Raw genomic sequence first — 15,082 nt, 5'->3', positions numbered from 1 at the left:
CCGCGTCCTGCGGGGCGCAGAGCGCGGGTGGGCGGCACGTAGCATCTCGGCTGTGACCAGCTCGGCAAGGACTCAACCGGACCGTTGTCCTGGGGTCCTTGCCGTGCACCAGGCAGCTGACGGCGGACTGGCTCGCGTACGACTGCCCGGCGGCCTGCTGAGCGCTGAGCAGCTCCGGCTGCTCGCTGCCGCCTCCATCGAGCTCGGTGACGGCAACCTGGAGTTGACTTCCCGCGGGAACATCCAGATCCGCGCACTACGCCCCGGAGCGCCACAGCAACTGTCGGACCGCCTGTACGCCGCTGGGTTGCTCCCCTCGATCTCACACGAGCGAGTGCGCAACATCCTGGCCTCCCCACTCTCCGGCATCGACCACCACAGCCAGTACGACGTACTGCCGCTCGCCGCTGAGTTCGACCGTCTCCTGTGCAGGCGACCGGAGCTCGCCGGCCTGCCCGGGCGTTTCCTGTTCGCCCTGGACGACGGCCGAGGCGACCTGGGTGCAGTGGGAGCTGATGTCGCCGTGCGGGTGCTGCCCACACAGACTGCCGTGCTGCTGCTCGGGGGTGAGTCGCGCGGCGCCGAGATCACCCTGGACGAGGTCCCCGCGGTCATGGTGGCGGCTGCGGAGGCGTTCCTGGCTGAGCGTGCCGCGCAAGGATCGGAGGCTTGGCGGATTGCTGAACTGCCAGACGGCGCAGTACAGATCTACAAGCGGCTAGGGCTTTTGCAGGCGACAGCGGTCGAGCACGCCTCGACGGAGTTGCTGGCTGGGCCGTACGAGCAGACAGATGGACGGACCGCGCTGGTGGTGACTGTGCCGCTGGGGAGTCTGTCGCCTGCACAAGCGGCTGCGTTGGCGGACGTGGCTGACCGGGGGGACGGTCAGCTCAGGGTGACGCCTTGGCGTTCCGTAGTACTGGGCGGTCAGGCTTCGGTTCGTGACTTGGAGCCGGCTGGGCTCGTGGTCGAGCCGGGGTCGTCCTGGAACGGCGTGACCGCGTGTGCCGGGAAACCGGGGTGCGCGAAGGCGCTGGCGGATGTGCGGGCGGATGCGCGCGAGGTGACGCCGCGGATACCGGCCGGACGGCGGCCGGTGCACTGGTCGGGGTGTGAACGACGCTGCGGGCGGCCGGCCGGTGGATTTGTCGATTTGGTTGCCGCCGGCAATGGATATGCGCTGGACGGCGTACCGGTGGCAGCAGGGTTGGCCGAGGCCGTTGCGGCCGCGAGAGGAGTGCAGTGAGCGGGTACGAGTACGTGACCGACGGCGCCGAGATCTACCGGCAGTCGTTCGCGACGATCCGGGCGGAGGCGGCGCTCGGCGAACTGCCCGCCGACGTGGCGCAGGTCGCCGTACGGATGATCCACGCGTGCGGAATGACCGACCTGGTGGCGGATCTCGCGTACTCGACCGGTGTGGTGAAGGCTGCTCGGTCCGCGTTGCAGGCGGGGGCGCCGATCCTGTGCGACGCGGCGATGGTTGCCGCGGGCATCACGCGGCGGCGGTTGCCGGCCGGCAACGAGGTGATCTGCACGCTGAGCGATCCGTCGGTGCCTGAGCTGGCGGCGGCCTTGCAGACCACGCGGAGCGCTGCCGCCCTGGATCTCTGGCTGGACCGGCTCGACGGCTCGGTCGTTGCTATCGGCAACGCTCCGACCGCGCTGTTCCGGCTGCTGGAGCTGATTCGTGACGGCGCGCCGCGGCCGGCGGCCGTCCTCGGCATCCCGGTGGGGTTCATCGGTGCGGCCGAGTCCAAGCAGGCACTGGCAGACAACGACCCCGGACTGGACTACCTGGTGGTCCGGGGCCGACGGGGCGGCAGCGCGATCACCGCGGCCGCCGTCAACGCGATCGCGAGCGAGGAAGAATGACCGGACGGCTGTGGGGCGTCGGGCTCGGCCCGGGCGACCCCGAACTGATGACGGTGAAGGCCGCCCGGCTGATCGGCGAGGCGGACGTGATCGCGTTCCACAGCGCACGGCACGGCCGCAGCATCGCGCGCTCGGTCGCTGCGCCGTACCTGCGGGACGGCCAGGTCGAGGAGCACCTCGTGTATCCGCTGACCACGGAGACCACCGATCACCCCGGTGGCTACCAGGGGGCGATGGACGACTTCTACGCCGAGTGCGCGGTCCGGCTCGCGGCGCACCTCGATGCCGGGCATGACGTCGTCGTGCTCGCCGAAGGTGATCCGCTGTTCTACGGCTCTTACATGCACATGCACAAGCGGCTTGCCGATCGGTACGAGTGCGAGGTGGTGCCCGGGGTGACGTCGGTGAGCGCGGCCGCCGCGGTACTGGGCCGTCCGCTGTGTGAGCGCGACGAGGTCCTGACCGTGTTGCCGGGGACGCTGCCACCCGACGTACTGGCTGAACGGCTGCGGACGACGGACGCCGCTGCCGTGATGAAACTCGGCCGGACCTTCGCGGGAGTGCGGGAGGCCTTCGAGCTCGCCGGGCGGCTGGACGAGGCCTGGTACGTCGAACGCGCGACCACCGCGGACCAGCGGACCGCTCCGCTGGCCGATGTCGATCCCGATTCGGTGCCCTACTTCTCGCTGGCGCTGCTGCCCAGTCCGATCAACAACTTCGTACCGGCCACCGAGGCGCCCCGGATCGACGGCGAGGGTTCGGTGACCGTGGTCGGTCTCGGCCCGGCCGGTCCGCAGTGGATGACGCCCGAGGTCCGGTCCGCGATCGCTGCGGCGGACGACCTGATCGGCTACGGCCCGTACGTCGACCGCCTGCCGGATCGCGCCCGGCAACGCAAGCACGGTTCGGACAATCAGGTCGAGTCCGAGCGGGCCGCGTTTGCGCTCGACCTCGCCCGCAAGGGCTCCCGGGTCGTCGTGGTGTCGTCCGGAGACCCGGGGGTGTTCGCGATGGCGAGCGCTGTCGCCGAGGTCGCCGCCGAGCCGGAGTACGCCGATGTCGTCCTGAACGTGCTGCCGGGGATGACCGCGGCGCAGGCCGTCGCCAGCCGGGTGGGCGCTCCCCTGGGCCACGACTACTGCGTGTTGTCGCTGTCCGATCGCCTGAAGCCGTGGGAGGTGATCGCTGCGCGACTTACCGCGGCAGCGACGGCCGACCTGGCCATCGCCATCTACAACCCGGCTTCGAAGTCCCGGACCTGGCAGGTCGGCGCGACCAAGGACCTCCTGCTCCAGCACCGAACGCCCAGCACGCCGATCGTCATCGGCCGAAACGTCGGCGGCACCGGCGAAGCGGTTACGGTCACCACGCTGGGTGAGCTGGATCCCGATCAGGTCGACATGCGCTGCTTGCTGCTGATCGGCTCCTCGCAGACCCAGACCGTGCAGCGGCCGTCCGGCCCGCTGGTCTTCACTCCTCGCCGCTACCCGGACGGGCAAAGCGCCGGTTAATTCTCGGGCGGTGCCGCATAGGACCGCACCTGGCGGGGTAGGGCCCTCCGCGGGGCGGACCTATGAGGAGAACATGACAGTGGAACAGTACGGCGACAGCGACACCTTGACGCAGCCGGCGCCGAGTCCGACCACCCAGCGTTACGAGGAGGCCCGCGCGGCAGCTCACCGAGCGATGACCAGTGTCACGCTGGTGCCGGATGCGCTGCCTGCCACTGAGCCGGAGCGCCTTGCCTACCGGGGCTTCAAGTTCGGAGCGGCGTTCTTCGGCTGGCTGATCATGCTGTCGATGATCGTGCTGCTGACCGCTGTGGTGGCCGGCGCTGGAGCCGGTGCCGGCTATGTGCTGGACTACACCAAGTCGGACGCCAGACAGCAGGCCGGAGCAGCGGCTATCACTGCGGCAGCCGTCTTCGTCCTGGTGCTCAGCCTCGCCTTCTACATCGGCGGGTACGTCGCAGGCCGGCTCGCGCGGTTCGACGGCGCACGGCAGGGCTTCGGCGTCTGGATGATCTCACTGCTGCTCGTGGTGATCGCCGTCGGCGCCGGCGCGTTCCTGAACGACCAGTACGACCTAGTCGGCCGCGTGGATCGACCGAACCTGCCTCTCCCGAACGACAGCCTCGTCACCGGTGGACTGATCACTGCGGCCGCGGTCCTGATGCTGCCGCTGCTCGCGGCGCTTCTCGGCGGCAAGAACGGTCAGCGCTACCACGACAAGATCGACGCACTGCTCGGCTGAACTGCGTCAGCGCATGCGCGGCACCTACCGGGGGTACCAGAAGAGTTACCAGACGGGGCCGTCTTGTGAGGAGAAGGTGACATGGTTCAGCACTACGGCGACGGCACGAACACGCAGCAGCTCAGCCCGCCCAGGCAGTTCTCGGACGACCGCATCATCGCGCAGCGCGAGGCCGCGGACCGTGCCGCCTCGGAGCGACCTGTGGAGCGGACGTCGGTTCAAGAGCCGGTGGCTGCTGCTCCTGGCGTCGCGGAACCCGGAGTAGGCGCTCCCGAGGAGGAGCGGCGAGCGACGCACCGGGCGAACGTCAAGACGTCCACGGCGGCCGAGGTCGACCCGGCGTACCGCGGGTTCAAGTCGGGCTCCGCGTTCTTCGGCTGGCTGATCGCGGTGGGGCTGACCGTGCTGATCACCGGTATCGTCGTCGCGATCGCGGCGGCGGTCGACTATGCGGTCACCTTCGATCGCAGCACGTTCGACGACCACGCCGGAACCATCGCCATCGCGACCGCCGCGGTGGTCATCGTGATGCTGGCGATCGCCTGCTACAACGGCGGGTACGTCGCCGGTCGCCTCGCGCGGTTCGACGGTGCGCGGCAGGGCTTCGGTGTCTGGGCGATCGGGCTGGTGATCGTACTGATCGTGATCGGCCTCGGCGCGCTCGCGGACTCGCAGTACGACCTGGTGAACCGGCTGGACCTGCCATCCGTGCCAATTGCGCACAACCTGCTCGTCAGCGGCGGGGTGATCGCGGCCGGGGCGTTGCTGGTCGTCACGCTGCTCGCGGCCGTCGTCGGCGGCAAGGCAGGCCAGCGCTACCACCACCGCATTGACAACAGCTGGGACTGACTCCCCTCAGCGATCCTTCGCCAGAGACGTCAACTGGGTGGCATCCGGCCAGGCCATGCGGAAGCAGTCGGGAGTGCCGTTGAGTCGGGCCGGATCTCCGCCGGGCGGCGGAACGGGTGCAGTCTCCACGTTGGCGGCCCCGGCAGCCAGGTAGAACTGTTGCGCGGCAGTGTTCTGCTGCAGGACCCAGAGGTAGATCGCGTTGCTGGACGCTGAGGTGATGACGGCTCGCCCGGCGTGTGCCAGCAGTTGAGTGCCGATGCCGGTACGCCGTTGGGCGTTCTGCACGTGCAAGTTGTCGACAAGGCTGCCCCACTTGGGGTCGAAGTCGAACGCAACGTGCACGAAGCCGGCCAGCTGACCGTCGTCGGTTTCGGCAAGGATGGTCGCAGTACCGGCTGGTGCGCCGAGCCTCGTCGACCAGACCGCTCGCCGCTCGGTCTCGATGTCTCCGTCGAGGAACGAGTCGGCGTACGCACCGCGATAGTGACGCCGCCAACTGTCGGCATGCAGCAGCGCAACTCGGTCGGCGTCTTCCGGTCCGGCAGAACTAAACCGCAGCATGCAATCCTCCGTCCACTGCCCGCCGAGGCGAGGTCCACGGCCGTCCCAGGCTATCCGCGGCGCTCGGTCGGGTCGGGAAGATCTTGAGCCGTGGACGGTGTTGAACCCGGTGTGAAGACGACCCAGGTGGTGGTGATCGGAGCCGGCCAGGCGGGCCTGTCGGCCGCGTATCACCTGGTCAGGATGGGATTCAGCCGGTACGACGGTGTGCTGGTGCTGGATCGCAATCCGGCGCCTGGTGGGGCGTGGCAGCATCGCTGGGACTCGCTCACCATGCACGACGTACACGGAATCGCGAACCTGCCCGGGGTCGCCGTACCGGAGAGTGCGGGCGATGAGCGGGCCAACGAGTTCGTCCCTCGCTACTTCGCCGACTACGAAGCTCGTTTCGACCTGCCGGTGGTTCGTCCCGTCGGCGTCGAGAGCGTGCGGCGTGACGGCGAGCACTACCTGGTGAGCACCGACCGCGACACCTATCGGGCCGACGCGATCGTCAACGCGACCGGCACCTGGGACCGCCCGTTCATCCCCTGGTATCCGGGGATCGAGACCTTCGGCGGCCGTCAGCTGCACACGGCCGACTACGACGGCGCTGCACAGTTTGCGGGGCAGCACGTGCTCGTGGTCGGCGGTGGCGCATCCGCGGTGCAGTTGCTTGCCGAGATCTCTGAGGTCGCTCGTACGACGTGGGTGACGCGGCGTGTGTCCGAGTGGCGTACGGACGGTGAGTTCGGGCCGGAGCTGGGGCGGCAGATCATCGCCAAGGTGGAGGAGCGCGTGCGCGCGGGCTTGCCGCCGAAGAGTGTGGTCAGCGTGACCGGGCTGCAGTTGCGCGAGCAGGAGCAGGCGGCGTACCGGCGGGGTGTGTACACGCGGTTGTCGATGTTCGAGCGGATCACGCCGGACGGGGTGGAGTGGGCCGACGGGCGGACCGAGCAGGTGGACGTGATTCTGTGGGCCACCGGGTTTCGGGCCGATCTGGGTCATCTGGCGCCGCTGCGTCTGCGTGAGTCGTCCGGTGGGATTCGGATGGACGGCACCCGGACCGTGCTGGATCCGCGGGTGCACCTGATCGGGTACGGGCCGTCGGCGAGCACGATCGGTGGGAATCGGGCCGGCTTCGCCGCGGCGCGGGAACTCCGCGATCTCCTGCTACCGGTCGCCGCCTGAGTCAGCCGCGGAGGCGGATCAACCGCGGAGGCGGCTGTGTCGTCAGCCGCGGAGGCGGCTGTGTCGTCAGCCGCGGAGGCGGAAGAGGAGTTCGGTCTCCCAGTCGTTCATGTCCGGGACCTCGCGGGGATCGGACTTGTAGATCTCGAGCCGGCAACCCCACTTGTTGCCGTCGGCATCCCATTCGAGGCCTTCCTTCTCGGCCCAGGCCAGCAGCTCCCCGGTCGCCTCGCGAAGGCCGTCAGGGTGGCCGACGTGGGTGACACTGACGTACCGCCCGGCCGGTAGGACGCCGCCGACAATCTGCTCCTCGCCGCTGTGCCGTTCCTCGACGGGGAAGCCGATCTCCATCACAAGACCTTCGTCCATGTCCACCACGTCGTACTTGAAGAACGGGTCGCCCACCGGCTCGATGTTGCGCGCGGCGATCCAGCCGATCACCTCGTGCATCCGGTCCGCGAACTCGGCGATCCCGTCCATCGCCACCTTCCCCCGCAACGCGACGTACGGCTGCTCGTCCCGCTCGACGATCGTCGGCTCCTGCGTCATCGTGCTCCACCTCCACGGTTCGGTGCCTGCCATCCTGCCGCAAAGTGCCCCCTATGCAACCGGTCCGAACGGGCGTGTACTGCAAGAGGGCGGATTTGCCTCGTCGGGTCCAGGGGGTGGGGTCGTGTTCCGGGTCAAACTTGTCGTGGGACTGGTGATCGGCGCGTTGGGGCTGAGCGGCGCGGTGCCCGCGACGGCTGCGCCTGCGACCACCATCGGGTATCCGGCTGGTTCGGTGGCGGTGCGGTACGTCGGGCTGGCGTTCGACACCTGTACTGCGCCGACGGTAGCGCAGCTGACCGCTTGGAAATCCTCGCCGTACAAGGCGATCGGGATCTACATCGGCGGGGTGAACCGGAGCTGTGCGCAACCGCAGCTGACGGCGAGCTGGGTGAGCGCGGTGACCAAGATGGGCTGGCGACTGATCCCGATCTACCTGGGCTTGCAGGCGCCCTGCACCAACAGGACCACCGCACAGAAGATCTCGCCCACTGCTCCGGGGACGCAGGGAACGAGCGCGGCGACCGACGCCTTCAACAAGGCAAGGGCACTCGGCTTACTGGCGGGCAGTGCGATCTACGGGGACATGGAGCACTACGACCCGAACAACACGAGCTGCAAGCTGACTGTGCTCTACTTCCTGTCCGCGTGGACGAAGGAGCTGCACCGCCGCGGGTTCCTGGCCGGCGTGTACGCCCACCAGGACTCAGGTGCGCTGCACCTTGCGCAGTACTACAACTCGACGACGTTCGCCCGGCCGGACGCCCTGTGGATCGCTCGCTGGGACAAGAGCTCGTCGCTGGTCAACTGGCCGACGGTCCCCAACACCTATTGGACAGTGGGCCAGCGCGCCAAGCAGTACAACGGCGATCACACCGAGACGTACGGCGGCGTCACCTTGAACATCGACAACGACCGGTTCGACGCACCGGTCGGCGCCGTCGGGTTCGCCTACCGGACGACGACCACTTTGAGCGCCCGGAGCGGACCGACCACGGCGTACCCGGTCGTGGCCACCTACCCGAGTGGCGCCACCGTGCAGGTGTCCTGCCAGACGTACGGGACCAAGGTGGGGACGACGACGGTCTGGAACAAGCTGACCAATGGCAGCTACGTCACCGACTACTACGTGAACACACCGTCCAACACGACGTACAGCGCGCCGATCCCTGGCTGCAGCCTGCCGTTCCAGACGACGACGGCCGGCTTGAGCAGGCGGAGCGGGCCCAGTACGTCGTACGCCGTGCTCGGTTCGCTCAATGCCGGCGCGCTGGCGTGGGTCACCTGTCAGGCACCGGGCAGCAAGGTCGGTACGACGTCGGTGTGGGACCGGCTGACCGACGGCAGCTACGTCACCGACTACTACGTAGCCACCGCCAGCAACACCACCTACACCGCTCCCCTGCGGCGGTGCTGACCAGCTACTGGGCCCACGGCGGCTGGACGGTTGATCCGTCGGCCATCGTGCCGGTGAAGCCTGCGGTGATCGCGACGTACAGCTCGGCCTCGGACTCGCCGAGGTTGGCGAGCTGGATCGGCTCTCCGGCCGGTACGACGGCCGCGTCGCCGGGGCCGAGCTTCTCGCCGTCCGGCGTCACCTGGACGGTGCCGGACAACACCATGAACACCTCATCGCGGTCGATCGTGTGCGGCTCGTCGTTGCGGAATCCGCCGTCGACGGTGAGCCGCCACGTGCACAGGTCTTTCGAGCCACGGCTCGGCGCGGCCAGCACGGTGAACTCGACGCCCGGGAGCTGGAACCTCGGGGCCTCGGTCGCACGGGTGATCTGCATGTCTCCCCCTCCAAAATTTAGACAAGCTGACTTGTTCAACTTGACTTGTCTATCATGGGGGACATGAGCACTTCACGCAAGCCTGATTTCGGGATCCTGCTCGTGCTGGCCGAGCAGGAGTTCGTCCGCGAACTCCGCGCCTCGCTGGCCGCGCAGGGCTTCGACGAACAGGGCCGGTCCGACGGCTTCGTCCTGCGCACCCTCGGCGCGACACCGATGACGATCAGCGCCCTGGCCGAGCGCCTGGAGATCAGCAAACAGGGCGCCGGCCAGATCGTCGACGACATGGAGCGCCGAGGATTCGTCGTACGGAGGCCCGACCCGACCGACGGCCGAGCTCGCCTGCTCCACCTGTCAGAACGCGGCGAGGCAGCACTGGCCGCGGCAAGAAAGTTCCACCAGGCCTACGAGCGTCGCCTCCGCAAGACGCACGGCGATGCGGCGATCGACGCCGTACGAACAGTCCTCACCGCCATGACCAGCGAAGAACAAACCACCGCCCCCCGCTTCCGCCCACTGATGTTCTAGTCAGCACGCTCCCGCATCGCGCCTCCTACGCCGGACTGGCTCCTGGGTGAGGCCCGCTTGCTCGCCTGAACCTTTGCGGTAACGCCTCCAATGGGCTGCGAACCGCATGAGCGATCCGGGGCACGGGCACGCACCAAGTCCGCCCGCAGACGCAGACCCGAGAACCAGGTGCACATGATGCAGCGCGCAACGGCCCGCAGACGAAAGCTGTCTGAGCGCTGGCGCACGTGACGACGGCACGCCGGCGCATACGCCGATCGCGTAGCACCAGCACACCGCGTGACGTGCGGGGCCCGGCGATTGCGCTGGCCGGACCCGCAGCAGGCGTGCAGCACACCGCGGCGTGTGTTGGCCCGACATGCAGCAGGCATGCAGCACACCGCGGTGTGCGTTGGCTAGACGCGGCGGGGGCGTGCGGTGGCCTGGGCCGCCCAGTGGTGTTGATGGTGGGGCGGCCGGCGATGGCCGGAGGTGGTTAGCCGGTGTCGCGTGTTTCTGGTGCCCAGGGGTCGAAGTCGGGTGGGTGGCTGGTGAATGGGGGCGGGTCGCCGACCAGGGGGAAGGCGCGAGCGGGTCGGAGAACGCGGGTGGGGCCGGCGGGCCAGGGTGCGCCGTCGGTGCCGACGAGTTGGTGCGGCTCGGTGCCTGTGGCGTCTGGTCTGGTGAGGCGGAGGTTGGGATTGGGGGTGGCCCAGGTGGGACGGGTGACGTGCGGGATGCCGTCGATGATCTCGACGGTGTAGACGCCGGCGTGGACGGCGATGTGGTCGGTGCCGCAGAACAACGCCAGGTTCTCCAGCGAGGTGGGTCCGCCGTCGGCCCAGTGCACGATGTGGTGGGCGTGGCAGTACCTGGGCGGGGCGCCGCATACGACACAGCCTTTGTCGCGGCGGTTCAGGGCACGACGGATCGCCTTGGTCACGTAGCGTTCCTCACGCCCGACGTCGAGCGGCTGTGACTTCGACCCGAGCACGATCGGGATGATCCCGGCATCGCACGCCAACCGGCGTACCGCCGCCGCCGACAAGCCGTCACCGAACTGCAGATCGCCGGTCGCGTCGCGCCCGGCGGCTTTCAGGTCGGTGAAGTCGATGGTGACCGTGACGTGCGGCTTCACCCCACCCTGCGCCGGCAGGTCACCAGCTGCTGCCGCGGCTGTCAGCACCTGGGTGAGAGCGTCAGCGTGGCGCTTGTCCCGCGACCGCGGATCCGGTTGCCCATCGGCGGTCTTGTGGGGTCTGGCCGCGGCCCCGATCAGGGTCCGGAACAACTCGGCGTTGTCGTTGGCCAAGAACCCCGAGAACTTCACCCCCTGGTCGGCGTTCGCCAGGCGCAGCGACTCGCGTCGCGCCGCGGACTCCTCGGCCGGCTCCGGCCCGTCGGTGTCCAGCACCTCGAGCACCTGCCGACCCAAGCGCTTCAAGTCCGCCGGCCCCAGATGCCGAGCAGCCTCGACCAACTGCTCTTCCACAGCCCGCAACTCCTCGACCGGCACCATCGCCGCCGACGGAACCGCCTCCAACGCCGCCACGATCACCTCGGTCTGCCCCCGATGCAACAACACCGGCAACACCACCTCGCCATCCCCAGCCACCCGCTCACCGCACCCACCGGTGTCAGCGCGCCCTGCCGGCTGGCTGCCGATGACGCCGCGACACCCGTTGCCGATGCCGGTGCTCAGATCGGTGCCGCTGCTCAGATCGGTGCCGATGCTGGGCTCGGTGCCGGTGCTGGGATCGGTGCCGACGCTGGGATCGATGTCGGTGCTCGGATTGGTGCCGACGTGGAGATCGGTGCCGGTGCTGGGATCGGTGCCGGTGCTCGGATCGGAGTAACCGCCGGTATCGACGCCGATGCCCGTGTCTGCGTTGGTCTCGGCTTCTGTGTCGGTGGAGGTGGTGGTGTATTGGATGGTCGGGTCGGTGCCGGATGGGGTGAAGGGGTCGGGCTGGGCTGCGGTGACAGCGCAGTACTTCGGGAGTGTCTTGGCCAGCGCGAGGTCGCGGCGTACGGCGTACCGGTCGCGGCGGTACCGGTCGGCGAGGAACCTGACGATGTCTTGGCCGCTGGACTCAGTGGTGTAGCCGGTCTCAGCCAGGCGCGCGGTGAGCTGCAACTCGTACGTCTGCAGACGCGCGACCTCGGCATGCACCGCATCCAGAGCGACGACGATTTCCTCGCCACTCAACAGATACGCAGGCCGCGCCTCCACCAACTCCATACCGCAACCCTAGACACCCCCACCGACACTTTCTGAACGCCGCAATCCCTTACCAGCAAGAAGATTGACGGTGAACAACATCCAGCCAAGTTGTCCACAGCAACTACCCCGCTGTGGAAAGCGCCGACGTAGGAAGTGCTATGCGGGTGCATTCCGCAGTGCGACCGTTGTTCAGTTGTCTGGTTCGTCGACGACGGAGGCGTAGGCGATGACGCCGCGGCGGAGTTGGTCGGTGACTGTGCGGGCTGTTTGGCGGAGGGGGGTGGGGCCGGCTGCGTCGGCGACTTGTTCGGTCAGGTCGATCAGTTGCTTGACCCAGCGGACGAAGTCGCCGGCGGCCAGGTCCGACTCGTAGAGGACCTCGGCGAGGGAGGCGCCCGAGGCCCAGCGGAAGGCTGCCCAGCAGAAGCCGAGGTCCATCGAGCGCAGGAAGTCGACACGCATGTCCCGCTCGAGCGCGGAGAGTTCGCGCCAGATGAGCCCCATCTTCTCCAGCGCCGGACGCACCTCGCCGCGCGGCAACCGCGGCGACGTCGGCTCGTCCTTCGACCGTGACTCGTAGACGAGCGCGGCCAGGCAGGCGGCCAACTCCGGTACGTCGAGGTCGTCGAACACCCCGACGCGCAGGCACTCGGCGGCAACCAGGTCGAGCTCGGTGTAGATCCGCGACAGCCGGTCACCGGCCTCGGTCGTCTTGTCGCCCTCCAGGTAGTGCAGCGCGTCCAGCACCTGGCAGACCCGGTCGAACTGGCGGGCGATCGTGTTCGTCCGCTGCTCGATCTTGCGCTGTACTTCGCGGTTCTCCCGGTCCAGCCGGAAGTACCGCTCGGCCCAGCGGGCGTGATCCTCGCGATCCGAGCAGCCGTGGCACGGGTGCGCGCGCAACTCGGCTCGCATCTGCTGCAACTCGGGATCGTCCGCGTGCGTGACGACGTCGCCGTTGCGGCTGCGCGACGACGGCGGACCCTCCTCGCCGATCATGTCGGTGCGACCCCGTAGTACGTGGGCGAGCTCGCGCCGCTGCTGCGGGTTGCGCGCGTTGAACTTCTTCGGCACCCGCAGCGAGCTGATCGACTCGACCGGGGTCGGGAAGTCGATCATCGACAGCTTCCGCACCTGCCGGTCGAGCGTGAGCACGGTCGGTCGCGGCCCCTCGCGCTCGGACCGGACGCCGGGATCGAGAACCAGCGCCCAGCCGGCACTCCGGCCGGCCGGAATTCGGATGATGTCGCCGATCCGCAGCTTCTCCAGCGACTCCTGCGCTTCGACCCGGCGGTCCAGCTTGCGCCGCTTCGACCCGGACGACTCGCGTTCACCGATGCGCCGTCGCAGCGCGGCGTACTCGAGGAAGTCGCCGAGGTGGCAGTTGATGGACTCCTTGTACCCCTCCAGGGCCTCGTTGTTGCGCTGCACCTGGCGGGCCAGCCCGACGACGGCCTGGTCGGACTGGAACTGCGCGAACGACAGCTCCAGCATGTCGCGCGCCCTCGACCGACCGACCTGGCGGACCAGGTTGACGGCCATGTTGTACGACGGGGAGAACGACGAGCGGAGCGGATAGGTTCGGGTGCTCGCCAGGCCGGCCACGGCGCGCGGGTCGAACCCGGGCTGCCACAGCACGACCGCGTGACCCTCGACGTCGATCCCGCGGCGCCCCGCCCGGCCGGTGAGCTGGGTGTACTCCCCCGGCGTGATGTCGACATGGGCCTCGCCGTTCCACTTGCTCAGCTTCTCCAGCACCACCGTGCGGGCGGGCATGTTGATGCCGAGGGCAAGAGTCTCGGTGGCGAAGACGACCTTGATCAGGCCGCGCGCGAACAGTTCCTCGACGACCTCCTTGAAGGCGGCCAGCATGCCGGCGTGGTGCGCGGCGATCCCGCGGCTGAGCGCCTCGGCGAAGTCGTGGTACCCCAGTACGCCGAGGTCTTCGTCCGGCAGGTCCGCCGTACGCTCGGCAAGCACCCGCTTGATCTCGTCCCGCTCGCTCGGCTTGGTCAGCCGGAGACCGGACCGCAGGCACTGCAGCATCGCGTCCTCGCAGCCCTTGCGCGAGAAGATGAAGTAGATCGCCGGCAGCAGCGCGCCCGCGTCGAGCTCCTCCACCACATCCGACCGGTACGGCGTGAAGTGCGACCGGGCCGGCCGCTGCTTCGGCAGATCGCGGCGGCGGCGAGGCTTGCGCGAGTCGTCGCGGAAGATCCGGCTGTCGTCTCTCGCGATCCGGACCAGCTGCGGGTTGACCAGATCCTTGAGATCGGCCGTGCTCTTCTGTCCGTTCTTCGCCTGGTTCGCCTTCGCGGGATTGCCGGAGCGGCTCTGTGGTCCGTACTGCGCCTGGCCGGCTCGCGCGGTCGGCGCCTCGCCCGCGAACAGGTCGTGCAGCCGCTTCCCCACCATCACGTGCTGGAACAGCGGCACCGGCCGCTTCTCCTCCAGCACGACCACCGTGTTCCCGCGCACGGTCTCCAGCCAGTCGCCGAACTCCTCGGCGTTACTCACCGTCGCGGACAGTGACACCACCGCCACCGAGTCCGGCAGGTGGATGATCACCTCTTCCCAGACGGCGCCGCGAGCCCGGTCGGCGAGGTAGTGGACCTCGTCCATCACCACATAGGACAGGCCGAGCAGGGTGTGCGAGCCGGCGTACAGCATGTTCCGCAGTACCTCGGTCGTCATGACGACGATCGGCGCCTCGGAGTTGATCGAGTTGTCCCCGGTCAGCAGGCCGACCTTGTCGCTGCCGTACCGGCGGACGAGATCGCTGTACTTCTGGTTGCTCAGCGCCTTGATCGGAGTCGTGTAGAAGCACTTCTGCCCCCGCTGGAGCGCGAGGTGGACGGCGAACTCCCCGACCAGCGTCTTACCCGACCCGGTCGGGGCCGCAACCAGCACCTGGTGACCGTCCTCGAGCGCGGCACAGGCTCGCAACTGGAACTCGTCCAGCTGGAAGTCGTACAGCTCCCGGAACTCCTTGACCGCAGGATGCTCCTGGTCCGAGCGGAAAACGGCGTACTTCTCGGACGGGGTGCTCATATCCCCCAATCTATCTGCCCCCACCCCCAGAACCCCGCGCCCCCGCCTGTACGCCGACCAAACCCCCACCCGGACGCGGCTCCTGCGTCGCTGCTCCACACACCCTGGTCGCGGCTCCTGGCGTCGCCCGCTCGAATGCGCCCACCCCGTCACCGCTCCTGCGTTCGCGGACTCCCTCCCACCCACCCCCGGTCGCGGCTCCTCCGCCGCCGCTCGACGGCGATTCCCTGCCAGGCTGGATCCGCGA

13 protein-coding genes are annotated in these 15,082 nt (G+C 68.7%); 8 read left to right on the top strand and 5 right to left on the bottom strand.

Features of this window, described 5'->3' with window-relative positions; translation table 11 throughout:
- Window positions 1-52 precede the first annotated feature (52 nt).
- From cobG to EV138_RS35035, 5 genes are all read left to right on the top strand, one after another.
- Window positions 53-1,246 carry a precorrin-3B synthase gene (cobG, locus tag EV138_RS35055; protein WP_133984808.1) on the top strand — a complete coding sequence of 398 codons (1,194 nt, stop codon included), beginning with the start codon at window positions 53-55 and terminating at the stop codon, window positions 1,244-1,246.
- Window positions 1,243-1,875 (top strand): precorrin-8X methylmutase, encoded by a 633-nt coding sequence (locus EV138_RS35050; RefSeq protein WP_133984806.1) that lies wholly within the window; start codon window positions 1,243-1,245, stop codon window positions 1,873-1,875. Before cobG ends, EV138_RS35050 begins: the two co-directional genes overlap by 4 nt.
- Window positions 1,872-3,386 (top strand): precorrin-2 C(20)-methyltransferase, encoded by a 1,515-nt coding sequence (locus tag EV138_RS35045; RefSeq protein ID WP_133984804.1) that lies wholly within the window; start codon window positions 1,872-1,874, stop codon window positions 3,384-3,386. The genes EV138_RS35050 and EV138_RS35045 overlap by 4 nt, the downstream gene beginning before the upstream one ends.
- A gap of 73 nt (window positions 3,387-3,459) precedes the next feature.
- Entirely contained in the window at window positions 3,460-4,128 is a 669-nt protein-coding gene (locus tag EV138_RS35040; RefSeq protein ID WP_133984802.1) for a hypothetical protein, read from the top strand.
- Window positions 4,129-4,209: 81 nt separating this feature from the next.
- Window positions 4,210-4,977, top strand: a complete 768-nt coding sequence (locus tag EV138_RS35035) for a hypothetical protein (protein ID WP_202867100.1) — start codon at window positions 4,210-4,212, stop codon at window positions 4,975-4,977.
- A gap of 6 nt (window positions 4,978-4,983) precedes the next feature.
- On the opposite strand, the gene EV138_RS35030 is transcribed toward EV138_RS35035, so the two are convergent.
- Window positions 4,984-5,541, bottom strand: a complete 558-nt coding sequence (locus EV138_RS35030; protein WP_133984800.1) for a GNAT family N-acetyltransferase — start codon at window positions 5,539-5,541, stop codon at window positions 4,984-4,986.
- Window positions 5,542-5,652: 111 nt separating this feature from the next.
- On the opposite strand from EV138_RS35030, the gene EV138_RS35025 reads away from it, so the two are divergent.
- The gene (locus EV138_RS35025; RefSeq protein ID WP_133984798.1) at window positions 5,653-6,711 is read left to right on the top strand and encodes an FAD-dependent oxidoreductase; all 1,059 of its coding nucleotides are present in this window, start codon (window positions 5,653-5,655) and stop codon (window positions 6,709-6,711) included.
- A 66-nt stretch (window positions 6,712-6,777) separates the two neighbouring features.
- Here EV138_RS35025 and EV138_RS35020 read toward each other — a convergent pair whose 3' ends face one another.
- Window positions 6,778-7,260, bottom strand: coding sequence for a GyrI-like domain-containing protein (locus tag EV138_RS35020; RefSeq protein WP_133984796.1), 483 nt, complete (start codon window positions 7,258-7,260; stop codon window positions 6,778-6,780).
- Window positions 7,261-7,384: 124 nt separating this feature from the next.
- Between EV138_RS35020 and EV138_RS35015 the strand changes: the two genes are divergently transcribed.
- A complete protein-coding gene (locus tag EV138_RS35015; protein ID WP_133984794.1) occupies window positions 7,385-8,677 on the top strand; it encodes a glycoside hydrolase domain-containing protein in 1,293 nt (430 codons plus the stop codon).
- A gap of 4 nt (window positions 8,678-8,681) precedes the next feature.
- Here the strand turns inward: EV138_RS35015 and EV138_RS35010 are convergent, their stop codons facing one another.
- Window positions 8,682-9,053, bottom strand: a complete 372-nt coding sequence (locus EV138_RS35010; protein WP_133984792.1) for a cupin domain-containing protein — start codon at window positions 9,051-9,053, stop codon at window positions 8,682-8,684.
- 63 nt (window positions 9,054-9,116) lie between these two features.
- Between EV138_RS35010 and EV138_RS35005 the strand changes: the two genes are divergently transcribed.
- Window positions 9,117-9,581 (top strand): MarR family winged helix-turn-helix transcriptional regulator, encoded by a 465-nt coding sequence (locus tag EV138_RS35005; RefSeq protein WP_166678882.1) that lies wholly within the window; start codon window positions 9,117-9,119, stop codon window positions 9,579-9,581.
- Window positions 9,582-10,056: 475 nt separating this feature from the next.
- On the opposite strand, the gene EV138_RS38345 is transcribed toward EV138_RS35005, so the two are convergent.
- Together EV138_RS38345 and EV138_RS34990 are read right to left on the bottom strand one after the other, a co-directional pair.
- Window positions 10,057-11,802, bottom strand: a complete 1,746-nt coding sequence (locus EV138_RS38345; RefSeq protein WP_238158587.1) for an HNH endonuclease signature motif containing protein — start codon at window positions 11,800-11,802, stop codon at window positions 10,057-10,059.
- 171 nt (window positions 11,803-11,973) lie between these two features.
- Entirely contained in the window at window positions 11,974-14,835 is a 2,862-nt protein-coding gene (locus EV138_RS34990; RefSeq protein ID WP_133984784.1) for a DEAD/DEAH box helicase, read from the bottom strand.
- Between the last annotated feature and the right edge of the window lie 247 nt (window positions 14,836-15,082).

This window comes from Kribbella voronezhensis (assembly GCF_004365175.1).
In the GTDB taxonomy this organism is placed as follows: Bacteria; Actinomycetota; Actinomycetes; order Propionibacteriales; family Kribbellaceae; genus Kribbella; species Kribbella voronezhensis.
Note: the sequence above shows the minus strand (reverse complement) of the source record. Positions and strands in the feature narration are given on the sequence as shown.

Excerpts from the sequence above, each read along its gene's own strand:
- EV138_RS35045 (WP_133984804.1), top strand. The coding sequence starts at position 1,872 with ATGACCGGACGGCTGTGGGGCGTCGGGCTCGGCCCGGGCGACCCCGAA.
- EV138_RS35040 (WP_133984802.1), top strand. The coding sequence starts at position 3,460 with ATGACAGTGGAACAGTACGGCGACAGCGACACCTTGACGCAGCCGGCG.
- EV138_RS35035 (WP_202867100.1), top strand. The coding sequence starts at position 4,210 with ATGGTTCAGCACTACGGCGACGGCACGAACACGCAGCAGCTCAGCCCG.
- EV138_RS35030 (WP_133984800.1), bottom strand. The coding sequence starts at position 5,541 with ATGCTGCGGTTTAGTTCTGCCGGACCGGAAGACGCCGACCGAGTTGCG.
- EV138_RS35020 (WP_133984796.1), bottom strand. The coding sequence starts at position 7,260 with ATGACGCAGGAGCCGACGATCGTCGAGCGGGACGAGCAGCCGTACGTC.
- EV138_RS35010 (WP_133984792.1), bottom strand. The coding sequence starts at position 9,053 with ATGCAGATCACCCGTGCGACCGAGGCCCCGAGGTTCCAGCTCCCGGGC.
- EV138_RS35005 (WP_166678882.1), top strand. The coding sequence starts at position 9,117 with ATGAGCACTTCACGCAAGCCTGATTTCGGGATCCTGCTCGTGCTGGCC.
- EV138_RS38345 (WP_238158587.1), bottom strand. The coding sequence starts at position 11,802 with ATGGAGTTGGTGGAGGCGCGGCCTGCGTATCTGTTGAGTGGCGAGGAA.
- EV138_RS34990 (WP_133984784.1), bottom strand. The coding sequence starts at position 14,835 with ATGAGCACCCCGTCCGAGAAGTACGCCGTTTTCCGCTCGGACCAGGAG.